Raw genomic sequence first — 18,172 nt, 5'->3', positions numbered from 1 at the left:
ATCAGAGTCTTGCGGGTCGCCTGAGGTCAAGGGTCATCGGGAAATCTTCGGCGGCTTCTTCGTCGCGCAGCACATAGGCTGACGGCGTATGGCCGCGCGGCTCGAAGCGGGCAAGCCGACGCGCCTCAGCTTCGTTGCCATTGACCGGGAAGGTGTCGTAATTGCGCCCGCCGGGATGCGCGACATGGTAGACGCAGCCGCCGACCGCCCGGCCCGACCAGCGATCGTAGATGTCGAAGACCAGCGGTGTGTTGACCGGCAGTGCCGGATGCAGGCCCGAGGCCGACTGCCAGGCCTTGAAGCGGACGCCGGCAACCGCGATCTCCCTGTTGTCGGTGACTTTCAGCGGCACGATGCGGCCGTTGCAGACGACAGAATGGCGTTCCGGGTTGAGACCTTCGGTCTTCACCTGCAGCCGCTCGACCGAGGAATCGACGAAGCGCACCGTGCCGCCGATGGCGCCCTGTTCGCCCATGACGTGCCAAGGCTCCAGCGCCTGCCGCAGTTCCAGCTTGATGCCGGCATGCTGAACCTCGCCGCAGAACGGAAAGCGGAATTCGAGCTGCGCATCGAACCATTCGGGGCGGAATTCGAAGCCGTTCAGCTTGAGGTCGTCGAGCACGTCGAGAAAGTCGGCCCAGACGTAATGCGGCAGCATGAAACGGTCATGCAGCGACGTCCCCCAGCGCACGAAACGGCCGTCGAGCGGGTTCTTCCAGGCGCGGGCAATGATGGCGCGCACCAGCAATTGCTGCGCCAGGCTCATGCGCGCATTGGGCGGCATCTCGAAGCCGCGGAACTCGACCAGGCCGAGACGGCCGGTCGGACCGTCGGGCGAAAATAATTTGTCGATGCAGATTTCCGAGCGGTGCGTATTGCCGGTGACGTCGGCCAGAAGATTGCGGAACAGCCGGTCGACCAGCCACGGCAACGGCGCGCTGCCCTGGCCTGCATTGCCGTTGTCCGGATGCGGCACCTGCGCCATCGCGATTTCGAGTTCATAGAGCGAATCGTGCCGCGCCTCATCGAAGCGCGGCGCCTGGCTGGTCGGACCTATGAACAGGCCCGAGAACAGATAGGACAGCGAGGGATGCCGCTGCCATTGCAGCACCAGGCTTTTCAACAGGTCCGGGCGGCGCAGGAACGGGCTGTCATCGGGCGTCGCCCCGCCGACGACGACATGATTGCCGCCGCCGGTGCCGGTGTGGCGGCCGTCGATCATGAACTTGTCTGCGCCAAGCCGAGTCTGCCGCGCCTCCTCGTAGATCGCCGTGGTCGTCGCCACGCAATCCTGCCAATTCGCAGCGGGATGGATGTTGACCTCGATGACGCCGGGATCGGGCGCCACCCTGATGACGTTGAGGCGCGGATCGTGCGGCGGGCCGTAGCCTTCGATATGCACCGGCACCCCGATCGTCCTTGCCGCGTTTTCCGCCGCTGCGACGAGTTCGAGATAGTCCTCCAAGGCCTCGACCGGTGGCATGAACACGCAAAGCCGCCCGTCGCGGGGCTCGACCGAAAGTGCTGTACGCACCGCGCCGCCGATCTCGGTGATCTCCTGCTCGACGCGGTCCTGCTGCGCGGTCGCGGCAGTAAACGACGCAGCCTGCTGGCGGCGCGCCGCCTCATTGGCGCCTTCCAGTTCGGCCGGAGCAGCTTGGGGCAAGATGGCCCCGCGCGCCGGCAGTGGCCCGCGCGGCAGCGACGGGTCGACCGGCACGATGTAGGGGAACTGCGCCGGCGGCACATAGGGCAGCGTGCCGAGCGGCAGGCGATAGCCGACCGGTGAATCGCCCGGCACCAGGAACAGCCGGCCGCGCCGCGTCTTCCATTTTTCCGAACGCCAGCGCTGCCCCGCCGCCTGGCTGTTCCAGCGCTGGACCGGAAGCACGTAGCCGGACGGCTTGGTCAGGCCGCGTTCGAACACTTTTACCATGCGGCTGCGCTCTTCAGGGTCTTCCAGCTTCGAATTGGAGGGGTCGACATTGTCCGGCAGCTTGCCTTCCTTGAGCAGCCACTCGGCCGGATCCTCATAGGCTTCGCTGACCATCGCCTTGTCGATGCCGAGCTCGCCGGCGATCGTCGTCAGCAGGCTTTCCGCCTGTTTCGGCCCGACATCCGCCTCGCTCTTTTCCCGCGCGATCAGCGACGGGTCGCTCCACACCGGCTCGCCATCGGTGCGCCAGTAGAGCGAGAAGGTCCAGCGCGGCAGGCTTTCGCCCGGATACCATTTGCCCTGGCCATAGTGGAGAAAACCGCCGGGTGCGAAGCGCTCGCGCAGTTTTCTGATCAGCGCGTCGGCCTTTTCGCGTTTGGTCGGGCCGACGGCGGCGGTGTTCCACTCGTCTGCCTCGAAATCGTCGATTGAGACGAAGGTCGGCTCACCGCCCATCGTCAGCCTGACATCACCGGCATCGAGCGCCGCATCGACCTTGTTGCCGAGCGCATCGAGCGCCTGCCAGCTTTCGTCGGAGAACGGCTTGGTGATGCGCGGGTGTTCGGCAATGCGGTCGACCCGCATGTCGAAGCCGAACTCGACATTGGCGAAGCTCGCCATGCCGGAAATCGGTGCTGCATTGCGAAAATGCGGAGTCGCCGCCAGCGGCACATGACTTTCGCCGGTGAGCAGGCCGGAGGTCGGGTCGAAGCCGATCCAGCCGGCGCCGGGAAGATAGACCTCGCACCAGGCATGCAGATCGGTGAAGTCGATCGCCGTGCCCGGCGGTCCATCGAGCGCGACGAGATCGGGCTTGAGCTGGATCAGATAGCCGGAGACGAAGCGCGCGGCGATGCCGAGATTCCTGAGGATCTGCACCAGCAGCCAGCTCGAGTCGCGGCATGAGCCTTTCCTGGCGACAAGCGTCTCCTCCGGCGAGAAGACGCCGGTTTCCATCCGCACGATATAGGCGATCTCGCGCTGCAGCCGCGCATTGAGGTCGACGAGGAAATCGACCGTGTTCCTCGGGCTGCGGTCGATAGTAGCGAGAAAGGACGACAGCAAGGGGCCAGCCGACTCCGGCGTCCGGTAAATGGCGAGATCGTCGCTGATCTCTTCCGGGTACTCGAACGGAAACGTCTCGGCCGACGGCTCGACGAAGAAGTCGAACGGATTGTAGACCGTCATGTCGGCGACGAGGTCGACCTCGATCTTCAGCTCGCTCACCGGCTCAGGGAAGACGAAACGGGCAAGGAAATTGCCATACGGGTCCTGCTGCAGATTGACGAAGTGGTTTGCCGGCTCGACCTTGAGCGAGTGGCTGAGCACCTTGGTGCGCGAATGCGGCGCCGGCTGCAGCCTGATGACCTGGGGACCAAGCACCACCGGCCGGTCGTATTTGTAATGGGTCAGGTGGTAGACGGCTGCCAGAATTGCCATGGTGCCCCGGAAGTCGGCGTTTCAAAACGAATTCGCCGAACCCTGACACAAATGCCGGCCATTCTCCAAGCAGAGATGTTGCGGTGCACCTAATTTAAGCAGCGCCGAACAGTCCAACGCCTTTTAGAAAAACGCCTGTATCCCGGTCTGCGCCCGCCCGAGGATCAGTGCGTGCACATCATGCGTGCCCTCGTAGGTGTTGACGGTTTCCAGGTTCTGCGCGTGGCGCATCACGTGGTAGCCGATCTGTATGCCGTTGCCGCCATGCATGTCGCGGGCCTGGCGGGCGATATCGAGCGCCTTGCCGCAATTGTTGCGCTTGACGATCGAGATCATCTCCGGCGCCATCTTGCCTTCATCCATCAGCCGCCCGACCCTCAGCGAGCCCTGCAGGCCAAGCGCGATCTCGGTCTGCATGTCGGCGAGCTTCTTCTGGAAAAGCTGCGTGCCGGCCAGCGGCTTGCCGAACTGCTTGCGGTCGAGGCCGTACTGCCGCGCCCGGTGCCAGCAATCCTCGGCCGCGCCCATCGCGCCCCAGGAGATGCCGTAGCGCGCCCGGTTGAGGCAGCCGAACGGCCCTTTCAGGCCGGAGACATTGGGCAACAGCGCGTCTTCGCCGACTTCGACGCCTTCCATCACCACCTCGCCGGTGATCGACGCGCGCAACGACAGCTTGCCGCCGATCTTCGGCGCCGACAGCCCCTTCATGCCCTTTTCCAGCACGAAGCCACGGATCTCATTGTTGTGTGCCGCCGATTTTGCCCAGACGACGAACACGTCGGCGATCGGCGCGTTGGAAATCCACATCTTCGAACCGGAGAGCCTGTAGCCGTTGGCCGTCTTCTCGGCCCGTGTCTTCATGCCGCCCGGATCGGAGCCGGCATCCGGCTCGGTCAGTCCGAAGCAGCCGATCCACTCGCCGGAAGCCAGCTTCGGCAGGTACTTCTTGCGTTGCGCCTCCGAGCCATACGCGTGGATCGGGTACATCACCAGCGACGACTGCACGCTCATCATCGAGCGATAGCCGGAATCGATGCGCTCGACCTCCCGCGCCACCAGCCCGTAGGTGACATAGTTGGCGCCAAGCCCGCCATATTCCTCGGGGATGGTGATGCCGAGCAGACCGGCCTCGCCCATCTCGCGGAAGATGCCGGCGTCGGTCTTTTCCTCGAGATAGGCTTCCTCGATCCTGGGCGCGAGCTTGTCGGCGGCGAATGCCGCCGCGCCATCGCGCACCATGCGCTCGTCCTCTGAAAGCTGCTCTTCGATCAGGAAAGGATCGTTCCAGACGAAGACGTTCTTCTCGGCGGCCATGGCTCTCGGTTCCACAAAATCTTGAAGTGCCCGGCTTATCGACCCCTACCTCGAAAAAATCAAACGAAATTGCATCGCCGATCAATGAGCGCTAGTAATGGATTATGAACGTCCAGCGCCGCCTCTTGCCGAACATAGGCGCCCTTGCTGCCTTCGAGGCGGTGGCACGTCTCGGCTCCTTCACCGCCGCCGCGCGCGAGCTCGATCTGACCCAAGGTGCTGTCAGCCGGCAGATTGCATTGCTGGAAGAACAATTCGGGAAACGGCTGTTCGACCGCGACAGCCGTAACGTCAGGCTGTCGACGGCAGGCGAAATCTATGCCGAAGCGGTGCGCGCCGCCCTTGGCCAGTTGCGTGACGCGGCGCTCGGATTGATGAGCAATCGGCATAGTGGCATATTGAACCTCGCCATACTGCCGACCTTCGGCACGCGCTGGCTGATGCCGCTCATTCCCGATTTCGTCGAAAACAATCCCGATATCACCATCAATTTCGTCACCCGCATCGGCCGCTTCGACTTCGCCCGCGAGCGGCTCGATGCCGCGATCCATTACGGCCTGCCCGACTGGCCGGACGCCGACTCCACGCTGCTGGTGCGCGAGACGGTGGCGCCTGTCGTCTCGCCCGAATTCCTGGCCGGCCGCGCCATTGCCACGCCGGCCGACATCGGTCGCCTGCCGCTGCTGCACATGGCGACGCGCCCCGGCGCCTGGACCGAATGGTTCGAACATCAGGGCCTGAGTGCGCCGACGGGACCCGGCATGCAGTTCGAGCAGTTCGGCACCGCCGCCCAGGCCTGCATGGCCGGGCTCGGCGTCGCGCTGCTGCCGCTGATCCTGATATCGGGCGAATTGCAGCGCGGCCAGCTCGTGCCGGCGCCCGGCCGGCCGATGCAGAGCCGCAGCGCCTATTATCTGGTCGTGCCGCATGACAAGCGCGGCCATCCGCCGGTCGCCTCCTTTCGCGACTGGCTGCTCACGCTTGTTGCGTTGCGCCACGCTACCTGACCAGCGGTGACGCACATCGCCCCCAATGCGAATTGATCTCAGGTCAGGCCGGACTCACGGTGGAATCAGGCGCCGATTGTCCGGCCCGAACCCGTTTTTTCAGGCAGGTATCAGGACGGCGATGCGGTGCACGCCGACCTCCTTACTCGTATTCGTCGCTTCGTCGGTCTTGCCCTTGGCGCAGGTGTACATATCACCCACCTTGAGCTTGAATTCCTTGTCCGCCTTCTTGATGGTGAATGCGCCTGACGTAATGGTGCATACCATGTCGTTGTCCATCACGCTTTGAGGCGCGTGTGCTCCAGGCTGAAAGACCACATCGACAATCGAAATGCTCTTGTAGGCGGGAATGTCGGCATTTCCGGTGCCGACCTCAACCACTCTGACGCCGGGCGAAATCTCCTTGCCCTCGTTCGGGCCGTATTTCTTGGTTTTTGCGGATGCCGCGAAGGTGAACAAGGGCGTTACCGCCGCGGCCGTCACACCGAGAGCAATTGCAGACCTGCGACTCATGGTTTTCATCGCATCCTCCCATATATCAACTACGCACGAAGGTGCGCGGTCATTTATATTAGCACAGCCTCAAATAAGATGCAGGATTCCGCGACGGCAAGCTCGTGGCACGAAATGCCGGTGCCTGCGCCCAAGGTCATTGGAAGAAACGAGGTCCGTCTTAGACTGGTAGAAATAGCTACTTCCGCTTCAGCGCATCGGCCAATGCGGCGCCAAACGCGCCTTGCTGGGCCGGCCGCTCCGGCTGGCGCTGTGGCGTTGGCGAGCGTGGCGCCGGCTTGCCGCCGCCATTGTCGCGCGCCCCAGCTCTCGCACCGCCTTCGCCGCCATCCTTACGCATGGAGAGCGCGATGCGCTTGCGCTTGATGTCGACCTCGACGACGCGCACCTTGACCACGTCGCCGGCCTTCACCACCTCATGCGCGTCCTTGACGAAGCGATCGGCGAGTTGCGAGACATGCACCAGCCCATCCTGGTGGACGCCGATATCGACGAAGGCGCCGAAGGCCGCGACATTGGTGACGGTGCCTTCGAGCAGCATGCCGGGTTTCAGATCCCTGATGTCGTCGACGCCGTCGGCGAAGGTCGCGGTCTTGAAGCCGGGGCGCGGATCGCGGCCGGGTTTTTCCAGTTCCGCCAGGATGTCGCGCACGGTTGGCAGGCCGAAGCGCTCGTCGACGAAGACGCGCGGATCGAGCGACTTGAGCGCAGCGCTGTCGCCCATCAGCGAACGCACATCGCGCCCGCAGGCGGCGACGATCTTCTTCGCCACGCCATAGGCTTCCGGATGCACGGACGAGGCATCGAGCGGCTCGCTGCCGTTCGCAATGCGCAGGAAGCCGGCGCATTGCTCGAACGCGCGGGGTCCAAGACGGGAGACTTTCATCAGATCGCGGCGGCTGGCGAAGGGCCCGGTGGCATCGCGATGCGCAACGATCGCTTCGGCGAGCGACGCGCCAAGGCCTGACACGCGTGCCAATAGCGGCGCCGACGCCGTGTTGAGATCGACACCGACGGCGTTGACGGCGTCCTCGACCACGGCTTCCAGCGAGCGGCCGAGCCGGTACTGGTCGACATCGTGCTGGTACTGGCCGACACCGATCGACTTCGGTTCGATCTTGACCAGTTCGGCGAGCGGATCCTGCAGCCGCCGGGCGATCGACACCGCGCCGCGCAGCGACACGTCGAGACCGGGAAATTCCGCTGCCGCGGTCGCTGAAGCCGAATAGACCGAGGCGCCCGCCTCGCTGACGATCACCTTGAGCGGCTTCGGGCCGGCATCCGCCGGCATGTCGGACAGCATGTCGGCGACCAGCCTTTCCGTCTCGCGGCTGCCCGTGCCATTGCCGATCGAGATGAGCTCGAGCTTGTGCAGGCGGATCAGCTTCGCCAGCTCGGCCTGCGTCCCGCGCACATCGTTGCGCGGTGGGAACGGATAGACCGTCGTCGTCGCCACCAACTTGCCGGTGCCGTCGACCACCGCCACCTTGACGCCGGTGCGGATGCCGGGGTCGAGCCCCATCGTGGCGCGCGAGCCGGCGGGTGCCGCCAGCAGCAAATCCTTCAGATTGCGGGCGAAGACATGGATCGCCTCTTCCTCGGCTCGCTCGCGCAGGTCGCGCATCAGGTCCAGCGTCAGATGCAGCGACAGCTTGATGCGCCAGGTCCAGCCGGCGACTTCCATCAGCCAGCGGTCGCCGGGCAGGCTGCCGCCGATGGCATAGGCATTGGCGATCATGCGCTCGACCGGTTTCACCGGCGAGACATCATCGGCATCGACCTCGATGTCGAGCGACAGCACCTCCTCGTTGCGTCCGCGCAGCATCGCCAGCGCGCGATGGCCGGGCACATTGGCCCAGCGTTCGACATGGTCGAAATAGTCGGAGAATTTGGCGCCGGCCTCCTGCTTGCCGTCGACGACCCGGGCGCGCAGAAAGGCGCGTTCCTTCATGTAGCTTCGCAGCTTGCCGACCAGATCGGCATTCTCGGCGAGCTGTTCGGAGAGAATATCGCGCGCGCCTTCGAGCGCCGTCTTGGCGTCGGCAATCTCCTCGCCGACATAGGCCAGCGCCACGTCCGCCGGCACCAATGCGCGGTCGGCGAGGATGGTCTCGGCCAGCGGTCCCAGCCCACGCTCGCGCGCGATCTCGGCCTTCGTCCGCCGCTTTGGTTTATAGGGCAGATAGATGTCCTCGAGCTCGGCCTTGGTGGCCGCGGCGGCGATCTTGGCTTCAAGCTCCTCGGTCAGCTTGCCCTGCTCGCGGATCGAGCCGAGGATGGTATCGCGGCGCGCGTCGAGTTCGCGCAGATAGGCGAGCCGCTCGGCAAGGTCGCGCAATTGCGTATCGTCGAGCCCGCCGGTGACCTCCTTGCGGTAGCGCGCCACGAACGGCACCGTCGCACCCTCGTCCAGCAGGCCGATCGCCGCCGCGGCCTGTTCGGCCCGTGCGCCGATCTCGGCCGCTATGATCGTTGCGATGCGCTTGATGTCGGATGCCATGTCGTTCCCGATGCCTTGTCGAAAAGAGCGGCGACCATAGGCGCAGACACTCCCTGCGCCAACCGCGACGTTTTCACCAGCACGGCGGGTCCACAGGAAAGCTATGGTGCCAGGGTCAGACCATCCTGCCCAGCGCCTCGAAGAAGGTCACCATATCGAGATCGAGCGGATCGTCGGCCGGCAGCGGCTGCGACGACATCTTTGCAATGACGATCTCTGCCTTCGGATTGACATAGAGCCACTGGCCATGGATACCGATGCCGCAGAAGGCGCCGCTTTGCGCGCCGGTCTGGCACCATTTGTTGCGGTAGCGTCCTTGCGGAAACAGGAACGCCATCGTGCCGCGCTGCCAGGCTTCGGAACTGCCGCCTGTCTCTACGGTGTCGCGCACCCAGGCTTCCGGCACCACGCGGCGGCCATTGACGGTTCCGCCTTGCCGCATCATCTCGCCGACGCGCGCCAGATCGCGCGGCGTCACCGAAATACCGCCGGCCGTGCGCGCGGTGCCTTGCATGTCGACCGTGACCGAGGCTTCGCTGGCAGCACCGAGCGGCTGCCACAATTTCTCGCGCAACAGCTCGGTGAAGCGCTGGCCGGACGCGCGTTCGAGCAACATGCCGAGCAGGTCGGAATTGGGCGAACGGTAGCGGAAGGTCTGGCCATGCGGCTCTGCGAGACGTTGCAGCGTCAAGATGAATTCGCGGAGGCTTTCCGTACCACCGCCCGGGTTCCACAGCGTGGCGCGGCGATAGCGGGCAAAGGCGCTTTCGGGTTCGAGATAGGCTTCCTCGAAATCGAGGCTGACGCTCATGTCGAGCACATGGCGCACACTGGCGTCGCCATAGGCCGACCCGGCGGCTTCGGGGATGTACTGCGTCACCGGAGCGTCCGGATCGAAAATCCCTTCGCCCTCCAATATGCCGGCGACAATGGCGGTCAGCGATTTGCTGATCGAGAAGATGATGTGGCGGGCGCCGAAATCCATATGCGGCGCCAACCAGTCGCCGACGATCTTGCCGCCTTTCATGATTGTCAGCCCGTCCGTGTCGGAGCGCTTCAGGAAGGCGGCAACGCTCTCCGGTCCGCCCGCCAAAGCGACCTTCTCACCGAGCAGTCCGGTCATATCTTGCGCGGGCGCCTCGCTCGCACCCGCAGCCGCTGCAACAGGCGCGCTCGGCACAAGCTCGCCAACATTCTGGAACGACCACCGGCTGAACGGACTTTCCCGCCAATTGCCAAGCAGCACCTTGTTGCGGGCAAAGCCATACCTGGTCTCGAACACGGTCTTGCCGATCATGATGGTCCTTACGAATTTTCTTGGGGCTCAGGCCAACGCCTTGGCGATGGCGTGCACGGCTTTCAGCGTCGCCACCGAATAGGCGATGTTGCTGAAATCCGGATAGGTCGAAAGCTTCACCACGACCATTCTTGTGTCCCAGTCGATATGGATCAATTGCCCGAACACGCCCCGGCACATCAGCGCGCGCGAGCGCGGATCCTCGATCCAGAACTGGTTGCGGTAGCTGCCTTCCGGCAGGCTGTCATTGAAATCCGGCCCGTGCCTGCCGTTGCGCGTCGCCTCGATCCAGTCGGCCGGCACCACGCCGCCGCCATTGTCGAGGATCAGCTGGCCGAAACGGCCATAGTCGCGCAGCGTGGCGTTGAAGCCGCCATCGGCCAGCGCATAGCCGGCGCTGTCGACGGTGAAGCAGGCGCTTTCGTCCGCGCCGAGCTTTTGCCAGAGCTCTTCGGAGATCAGTTGCGCCAGCCGCTTGCCGCTCACCCGCTCCATGATGAAGGCGAGCACATCGGTCTCGATCGAGCGATATTCGAAGGCCGCACCGTGTGGCCGGCTTGTCTCCTTGAGCCCGAGGATCAATTCGAACATGTGCGATGGCCACCGGAAGGCCGGATCGCTGCCCGGCGGCACCGGCTTCCAGCCGGAGGCGACATCGACCTGGCCGACATCGGAATAGGGATCGGTGTATTCCTCGGAAAAACGCACGCCCGTTGTCATGTCGAGCACATGCTGCACGCTGGCGCCGGTCCAGCCTGTTGCGGCCAGTTCCGGCAGATAACTCATTACCGGTGCTGCCGGATCGATCAGGCCGCGCCCGACCAATATGGCGAACACCGAAGCGGTGACCGACTTCGCCATCGACTGCGACAGATGCAGCGTGCGGTCGGTCATGCCGTTGAAATAGTGCTCATAGGCGACCTTGCCGTCCCTGAGCACCAGGAAACCGTCCGTATAGGTCTCATCGAGCAGACCGGCCAGTGTCGTCGGCGCGCCGGTGCTGTCGCTGACCGGCAGTTGATCGAGATCGACCTTGGCCCGCTCGAGCCGGTGGCGATGGCCGTTGCCGCGCCAGACCTCAACGGTCGGCAGGAGCTCGCGGATATGCTGGAACGCCCAGCGGTTCCAGGGTGCCCTGTCCCAATCCAGCCTCGGCGGCACCATTCGTGGCGGCGAACCCTGCATGATCGGCGGCCGCGGTTCTGAGTTGCGATAGGAAATCATGGGCAGTCCGATCGCGGAAAAGAACCCGGCGGCAATGCCGCCGGGTTCGGCTGGATGTGGATCACTTCTGCAGTTCGGTCCAGATCTTGCTGTAGATGTCCTGCACCTCGGGGGAACACAATCTCTGCAACTCGCCATGCGCCTTGACGTCTTCCGGGATGATCACCTCCGGCGCGTCCTTCATGTCGGCCGGCATGTACTTGTCCGAACCGGCAATGCCGTTGGCGTAGCGGTGGAAGGCGGACAGGCCGGCGGCGTTTTCCGGATCCATGATGAAGTTCTGGAACAGCTTGGCGTTCTCGACGTTCTTGGCCTCCTTCAGGACCATGACATTGTCGCTCCAGAGGCCAAACCCTTCCTTGGGATAGAAATAGTGGATCTTGGGATTCGCCAACCGCTGGCGCAGGGCCGATCCGTTCCAGTCGCTCGTCGCCTTGAAATCGCCGGCGCCCATTTTCTCGATGGTGTTGTATTCCATCGCGATCCAGTTTGGCTTCGCGGCAACCAGCGTGTCGCGCACCTTCTTCAGCGTTTCCTTGTCGCTGGCGCATTGCGCGCCGCCGACATATTTTGTCGCCGCGAACATGACGTCGTTCATCTCCGGCACGACGTTGACCTTGCCCTTCAGTTCGTCGGGCGTGTTGAAGATGATGCCCCAACTGTCCGACGGCCCTTTGTAGGCATCGGTGTTCACCACGACGCCCACCGTGCCCCAGGCCCACGGCACGGAGTATTTGCGGCCGGGATCGAAATCGGGATTGGCCCATTCCGGCGCCACGTTCTTGAAGTTCTCCATCTTGCCCGGATCGGTTTCCTGAACGAGGCCTTCCTGGATCCAGATCGGAACGAAGGTTTGTGAAGGCACCGCTATGTCGAAACCGGTGCCGCCCTGGCGAACCTTGGCCAGCGCGGTGTCGTTGGAATCGTAGTCGGTGATGGTCACCTTGACGTTGTATTTTTGCTCGAACTTCTTGATCACGTCGGGGCTGGTGTAGTTGCCCCAATTGTAGATGTTCAGTTCGCCGTCGGCGCGAGCCAGGCTCGTCGAGGCGAGCAACGCCAAGCCGATGGCGGTTGCTGTTGTCTTCCAGTTCATGCTCTTAGCTCCCATTTTCATACTCAGTCCCGTTTCCTGCTGATGAAGAAAAACAAAGTCACGATGACGACCGACAAGAGCAGGAACACGGTCGATATCGCGTTGATCTCGGGCGTTATCCCTCGGCGTATCTGGCCGAGCATGTAGGTCGGCAGCGTGTCCTGGCCGCCCGACTTGACGAACTCGGTGATGACAACATCGTCAAGCGAGATGACGAAGGCCAGCATCAGCCCGGCAAGAATGCCGGGCCACAGAAGCGGCAGCGTTATGCGCCGGAAGGTTTGCCATGGGGTGGCGTAGAGGTCGGCCGCGGCCCGCTCCAGCGTCAGATCCATGTTCTCCAGCCGCGCCCGGATCGGCAGATAGGCGAAGGGAATGCAGAACGCCGTGTGCGCGGCGATCAGATAGCCCAGACCGGAATAGCCGGTGAAAATCTTGATGCGCGAGAAGAAGATCAGCAGCGCCACGCCGGTCACGATCTCGGGCACCATCAGCGGCTGGTTGATCGCCGCGTATTTGAAGGTCAGGCCGCGATACGGCGCGGTGCGCGTGGTTGCGAGCGCAGCCATGGTGGCGAAGATCGTCGCCAGGATCGCCGCGACGGCGCCGATCTGGAAGGAGCGCAAGGTGGCGTCGATGACCTGCGAATTCTGCCATGCCGACTGGAACCATTTGAGCGAGAAACCGCCCCATTCGGATGTCGATGTCGCGGCGTTGAAGGCATAGGCGACCAGCACGACGATCGGCAGATAGAGCACGACGAAGCAGGTCGCCGCGATCGCGGTGAATCCCGGCTGGTGCTTGATTGCGAAGCTTCTAGCCATGGCGCACCTCCGACCGGCCGGCGTTGCGCACATAGGCGAGCAGCGCCACCATGACGATCACCATGACGGCGATCGACAGCGCCGAACCGAGCGGCCAGTTGCGGCCTTGCCCGAACTGCAGCTCTATCAGGTTGGAGAGCATCATGTTCTTGCCGCCGCCGAGCACGATGGGCGTCACATAGGCGCCGAGCGCCGGAATGAAGACGAGGATCGAGCCGGCGATGACGCCCGGCTTGACCAGCGGGAAGATGATGCGCCTGAGCACCTGGAAGCGAGTCGCATAAAGGTCGTAGCCGGCTTCCACCAAACGGAAATCGAGCTTTTCCATGCTGGCGTAGATCGGCAGCACCATCAGCGGCAGGTAGACATAAGCCATGCCGATCAGGATCGCGGTGTCGGTGAACAGTATCTGGATCGGCGCCGAAATGATGCCGAGCTTCAGCAGCACCGTGTTGATCAGACCTTCGTTGCGGATGATCTGCAGCACGGCAAAGGTCCGGATCAAAAGGTTGGTCCAGAACGGTATCGTGATCAGGAACAGCCAGAGATCGCGCGTCTTTTCGCTGCGTGTCGCCATGAAGTAGGCGGTCGGAAAACCAAGCGCCAACGTGGCGATGGTGGTGATGATCGCCAGCTTGATGGAGCGCCAGAAGATGGTGACATGGGCGGCGGCAAGCGAAAGCGTATCGTCGAAGATGTCGCGTTCCATGAACACCGAAATCCAGGCTTCCGGCGAGAATTGCCATTTCACGTCGCCATAGGGGCCGGGCGTCAGGAACGAATAGACGAGCACGATCAGCAACGGCCCGGTCGCGGCGAAGAAAATGACCAGCAGGGCCGGCGCCGACAACAGCCAGCGCGTGCGGATGTCGCGCCGTTCTGCTTCCCTGGCGACTTCCTCCGCGCTCGCCATCAGTCCCTCAGCACTTGCGCGGCGTCATTGCCGATCGAGATGCCGACCGTGTCGCCGCGCTCGAAGCCGCAGCCGGCGCTGCGCGTGTTCTGCTGGCGCACGGTAAAGGCCTCGCCGCTGTCGAGCCGGACATGGATATGCGTGTCGGTGCCGAAATAGACGATGTTTTCGACCGCACCCGAAAGCTCGCCCTTGCCGTTGGTCAGCTTGGCATGTTCGGGCCTGACCACCACGGTGGCATTGTCCTTCGGCTGGAAACCTTCGGCCACGGTCGCATCGATCGTCGCGCCGGATTTGAGCGTCGCGCGTACCTTGCCATTGCCGATATTGGCGATGGCGGCGGTCAGGAAATTGGTTTCGCCGATGAAGTCGGCGACGAAGCGCTCCGCCGGCTTGTCGTAAATGTCCCAGGGCGTGCCGACCTGCAGGATCTTGCCCGACGACATCACCGCGATACGGTCCGACATCGTCAGCGCTTCCTCCTGGTCGTGAGTAACGAAGATGAAGGTGATGCCGGTCTCGTGCTGCAGCCGCTTCAATTCGATCTGCATCTCCTTGCGCAGCTTGTAGTCGAGCGCCGACAGCGGCTCGTCGAGCAGCAGCACCTTCGGCTGCGGCGCGAGCGCCCGGGCCAGCGCCACGCGCTGCTGCTGGCCGCCCGAGATCTGGCTGGTGCGGCGGCCGCTCAGCGCCTCCATCTTGACCAGCTTCAGCATCTCGGCGACGCGCGCCTTGATCTCGGCCTTCGGCTTGCCGAGCATCTCCAGGCCGAAGCCGATATTTTCGGCCACCGTCATGTGCGGAAACAGCGCGTAGGATTGGAACACGGTGTTGACCGGCCGCTTGAACGGCGGCAGCGACGCGATGTCCTGGCCGTGCAGCAGGATTTCGCCGGCGCTCGGGAAATCGAAACCGGCGATCAGCCGAAGCAGCGTCGTCTTTCCGCAGCCAGAGGGCCCGAGCAGCGTGAAGAATTCGTTTTCACGGATTGACACGGAGACCGTGTCGAGAGCGGCAACCTGCGCCTCACCTGTTCCGAAAATTTTCCTGACGTTTTTTACTTCAATCGCATTCCGACCCGGTTTGTCCGGCACGATTACGCCTCACTGTTGGCCCCGCTCTTGGTGGCGGAGTTTGTCCCCTTTTGGATGTGACCACATGGCCGGGATGTTGGCAAGCCCGGCACTGAATCACAGTTCAGATAGCAATCCACGCTTAGCAAGCCCTGTACCATGTCATGCCTGATAGGTGATTTTCCCGCCGCAGATCGTCGTCGTCGGCCGGACCTCATGCAGCGTTTCCGGCGCAATAGCCTCGATATCGCTCGAAAGCACCACCAGATCAGCCATGTATCCCGGTTTCAGCCTGCCTTTGCGATGTTCGGCGAATTCGGCATAGGCGCCCTCCACCGTATAGGCTGCAAGCGACTCCTGAAGCGAGAAGCTCTGGTCCGGATCGCCCTCTGCCCACGGTTTGCGCAGCACTGCCGCCCGAATGCCCAGGATCGGATCGATCGGCGCGACCGGCCAGTCCGACGCGAAGACGACGCGCGCGCCGGCATTCTTCAGCGTCCGCCAGGCATAGCTCAGCGGCCAGCGCGCCGGCCCGATGCGCGACACGGTCGGCTCGAGCGGAAAGTCCATTGCGCCGGGCGGATGCGGCGGCTGCATCGAGGCGATGACGCCGAGCGCGGCGAAACGCGGCACATCTGCGACGGTGGTGACCTCGATGTGCTCGATCCGATGCCGGCTGTCGCGCCCGCCATTTTTCGTGATCGCCGCTTCGTAGCCGTCGAGCACGGCGCGCACCGCACCGTCGCCGATCGCGTGCACCGCGATCTGCAACCCGCGCTTGTCGACCGCCACGGCGAGTTCGGCGAACTGCTGCGGCGTAAACAGCGGCTCGCCCACCCAATCCGGACGGTCCGCATAGGGTTCGACCATGACAGCCGTCCAGGAGTCCAGCACGCCGTCATAGAACACCTTGACCATGCCCGACGACAGCCATTCGCTGTTGTAGCGCTCAGTCATCAGCGACGCCTTGTCGAGCATGTCGAGCGTCATGAAGTTCTTGTAGTGGAACGGCACCTTGACGCGACAGGGCAGGCCTTCCTCCGCTTCGATCTCGGCAAGCAGTTCGAGCTGGTAGAGATTGCCGTCCATGTTCTGGATCGAGGTGATGCCGTGACGCGCGCACCAGGCAAGCCCGCGCCGCATGATATCGCGGTCGGCCGCACGCTCGGCCGGCGTCGGCAGCGGATCCGGCTCGCCCCCGGTTGCCAGCCCCAACCGCACCCGGCTTTCGCCGGCAAGATCGAGCACCGGGCCGAACGCCTCGCCTTCGCGCAATTCGCCTTCGGCCAGCCCATCGGCATCCATGACGATCTCGTTGCCCGGACCGAGCGTGCGCCCCTGCAGGATGCCGGCCATCTCCAGCGCCCTGGTGTTGGCCCACATCGTGTGATGGTCGGGAGCGGCCATGCAGAAGGGCCGATCGGGCAGGATGGCGTCGAGATGACGGCGCGTCACCCGTTCGGCGCCGAGCACGGAATAGTCGACGCCTTGCCCGACCAGCATTTTTGCATCGGGCCGGGATTGCGCATAGGCGCGGACCGCCTTTTGCAGTGCATCGAAACCGGCAACGCCGGCGAGTTGCAGATGGGCGAGTTCGGCCGCGCCCGAAAACAGATGCATATGCGCCTCGATGAAGCCCGGCACGACCGAACTACCCTGCGCATCGACAATCCCGGTGGAGGGCCCCTTCAGGGCCTCGATTGTCTTGCGGTCGCCGACCGCGAGGATCACGCCGCCGCCGATCGCAACCGCCTCAGCCGCCGGATCGTCCTCATCCATGGTCAAAACGCGGCCATTGATGACGATCAGGTCGGCGGTTGAACTCATGATTGCCTGCGGGTTGATTGCGATTCCGGCACGCTAGACGACCGGCCGCCGAGCCAGCAAGCCATAGCCGCTTGGCCCAGCGGCTTGTTAAAAACGGCGGCGCATGGTTACCGTCGCTCGGTTTCGCCACGGAAGGATTTTCATGAAGACTGTTTTTTCCCCGCTTCACGCCGGCCATGCCGGCAATGTGGAACTGATCGCGGGCGCCGTCGTCCCGGCTTTCGAAAAGCCCTCGCGCGCCGAGTTCATCAAGGCGCGGGTGGAGAGCGAAGAGCTCGGCCCGATCCTGCCACCAGAGAGCCACGACCTGGCTGCCGCCAAGAAGGTTCATACGGACGACTATATCGATTTCCTGCCGACCGTGTGGCCGCTCTGGGAAGCATCCGGCCGTTCCGGCTCGGCTATCCCCTTCACCTGGCCGACGCGCGGCCTGCGCGGCGACGTGCGCCCGAAAACCATCGATGCACAGCTTGGCTTCTACTCCTTCGACGGCGGCGCCACTTTCGTCAAAGGCACCTGGGACGCGATCAAGTCCTCCTATGACGTGGCGCTGACCGCGGCCGCCCTGGTCAAGGCCGGCGAGCCGTCGGCCTTCGCGCTCTGCCGCCCGCCCGGCCATCACGCCGGCGCCGCCTTCATGGGCGGCTATTGCTTCATCAACAACGCCGCCGTCGTCGCGCAATGGTTCCGCGACCAGGGCGCCCGGCGCGTCTCGATCCTCGACGTCGACTACCATCACGGCAACGGCACGCAGGAGATCTTCTACAGCCGCGGCGACATCCAGGTCATCAACCTGCATGGCGATCCGATGACCGAATATCCGTTCTTCCTCGGCCATGCCGACGAACGCGGCGCCGGCCCCGGCGAAGGCTTCAATCACAACTACCCCATGCCGTTCGGCACGTCATGGGACGCCTGGAACGCCTCCCTGGAGGATGGCTGCGCGAAGCTGACCGCATACGCTCCCGATGTCGTCATCGTCTCGCTCGGCGTCGATACCTTCGAGAAGGATCCGATCAGCCAGTTCAAGCTGAAAAGCGCCGACTATCCCAAGATCGGCCGCCGCATCGCCAGGCTCGGCCTGCCGACGCTGTTCGTCATGGAAGGCGGCTATGCCGTCGAGGAGATCGGCATCAACGCCGTCGGCGTGCTGACGGGGTTCGAGGATCGCTGACGCGTCGCGCATAAGGGCAGCACGATGCGCAGTT

The 18,172-nt window shown here is 63.7% G+C and carries 13 protein-coding genes; 2 read left to right on the top strand and 11 right to left on the bottom strand.

Features of this window, described 5'->3' with window-relative positions:
• Position 1 precedes the first annotated feature (1 nt).
• On the bottom strand, positions 2-3,376 hold the full coding sequence (locus MESS2_RS12025; RefSeq protein WP_008874504.1) for a transglutaminase family protein: 3,375 nt from the start codon (positions 3,374-3,376) through the stop codon (positions 2-4).
• 123 nt (positions 3,377-3,499) lie between these two features.
• On the bottom strand, positions 3,500-4,690 hold the full coding sequence (locus tag MESS2_RS12020; RefSeq protein WP_008874503.1) for an acyl-CoA dehydrogenase: 1,191 nt from the start codon (positions 4,688-4,690) through the stop codon (positions 3,500-3,502).
• 104 nt (positions 4,691-4,794) lie between these two features.
• Here MESS2_RS12020 and MESS2_RS12015 point away from each other — a divergent pair, with 104 nt between their 5' ends.
• Positions 4,795-5,697: a LysR family transcriptional regulator gene (locus tag MESS2_RS12015; protein WP_008874502.1), complete on the top strand. Its 903-nt coding sequence runs from the start codon at positions 4,795-4,797 to the stop codon at positions 5,695-5,697.
• A 99-nt stretch (positions 5,698-5,796) separates the two neighbouring features.
• On the opposite strand, the gene MESS2_RS12010 is transcribed toward MESS2_RS12015, so the two are convergent.
• From MESS2_RS12010 to MESS2_RS11970, 9 genes are all read right to left on the bottom strand, one after another.
• Positions 5,797-6,219 carry a hypothetical protein gene (locus MESS2_RS12010; RefSeq protein WP_008874501.1) on the bottom strand — a complete coding sequence of 141 codons (423 nt, stop codon included), beginning with the start codon at positions 6,217-6,219 and terminating at the stop codon, positions 5,797-5,799.
• 169 nt (positions 6,220-6,388) lie between these two features.
• Positions 6,389-8,710 carry a Tex family protein gene (locus MESS2_RS12005; protein WP_008874500.1) on the bottom strand — a complete coding sequence of 774 codons (2,322 nt, stop codon included), beginning with the start codon at positions 8,708-8,710 and terminating at the stop codon, positions 6,389-6,391.
• 115 nt (positions 8,711-8,825) lie between these two features.
• Positions 8,826-10,007, bottom strand: a complete 1,182-nt coding sequence (locus tag MESS2_RS12000; protein WP_008874499.1) for a serine hydrolase domain-containing protein — start codon at positions 10,005-10,007, stop codon at positions 8,826-8,828.
• Between the two features lie 27 nt (positions 10,008-10,034).
• Positions 10,035-11,231, bottom strand: a complete 1,197-nt coding sequence (locus tag MESS2_RS11995; RefSeq protein WP_040592739.1) for a serine hydrolase domain-containing protein — start codon at positions 11,229-11,231, stop codon at positions 10,035-10,037.
• Positions 11,232-11,292: 61 nt separating this feature from the next.
• The gene (locus MESS2_RS11990; protein WP_008874497.1) at positions 11,293-12,327 is read right to left on the bottom strand and encodes an ABC transporter substrate-binding protein; all 1,035 of its coding nucleotides are present in this window, start codon (positions 12,325-12,327) and stop codon (positions 11,293-11,295) included.
• Between the two features lie 23 nt (positions 12,328-12,350).
• The gene (locus MESS2_RS11985) at positions 12,351-13,151 is read right to left on the bottom strand and encodes an ABC transporter permease (RefSeq protein WP_008874496.1); all 801 of its coding nucleotides are present in this window, start codon (positions 13,149-13,151) and stop codon (positions 12,351-12,353) included.
• The gene (locus MESS2_RS11980) at positions 13,144-14,064 is read right to left on the bottom strand and encodes an ABC transporter permease (protein ID WP_008874495.1); all 921 of its coding nucleotides are present in this window, start codon (positions 14,062-14,064) and stop codon (positions 13,144-13,146) included. The genes MESS2_RS11985 and MESS2_RS11980 overlap by 8 nt, the downstream gene beginning before the upstream one ends.
• Positions 14,064-15,158: an ABC transporter ATP-binding protein gene (locus tag MESS2_RS11975; protein WP_008874494.1), complete on the bottom strand. Its 1,095-nt coding sequence runs from the start codon at positions 15,156-15,158 to the stop codon at positions 14,064-14,066. Before MESS2_RS11975 ends, MESS2_RS11980 begins: the two co-directional genes overlap by 1 nt.
• 141 nt (positions 15,159-15,299) lie before the next feature.
• Entirely contained in the window at positions 15,300-16,964 is a 1,665-nt protein-coding gene (locus tag MESS2_RS11970; protein WP_008874493.1) for an amidohydrolase, read from the bottom strand.
• A 142-nt stretch (positions 16,965-17,106) separates the two neighbouring features.
• On the opposite strand from MESS2_RS11970, the gene MESS2_RS11965 reads away from it, so the two are divergent.
• Positions 17,107-18,138 (top strand): histone deacetylase family protein, encoded by a 1,032-nt coding sequence (locus MESS2_RS11965; protein ID WP_008874492.1) that lies wholly within the window; start codon positions 17,107-17,109, stop codon positions 18,136-18,138.
• Positions 18,139-18,172 lie beyond the last annotated feature (34 nt).

This window comes from Mesorhizobium metallidurans STM 2683, from assembly GCF_000350085.1.
GTDB lineage: Bacteria > Pseudomonadota > Alphaproteobacteria > Rhizobiales > Rhizobiaceae > Mesorhizobium > Mesorhizobium metallidurans.
Note: the sequence above shows the minus strand (reverse complement) of the source record. Positions and strands in the feature narration are given on the sequence as shown.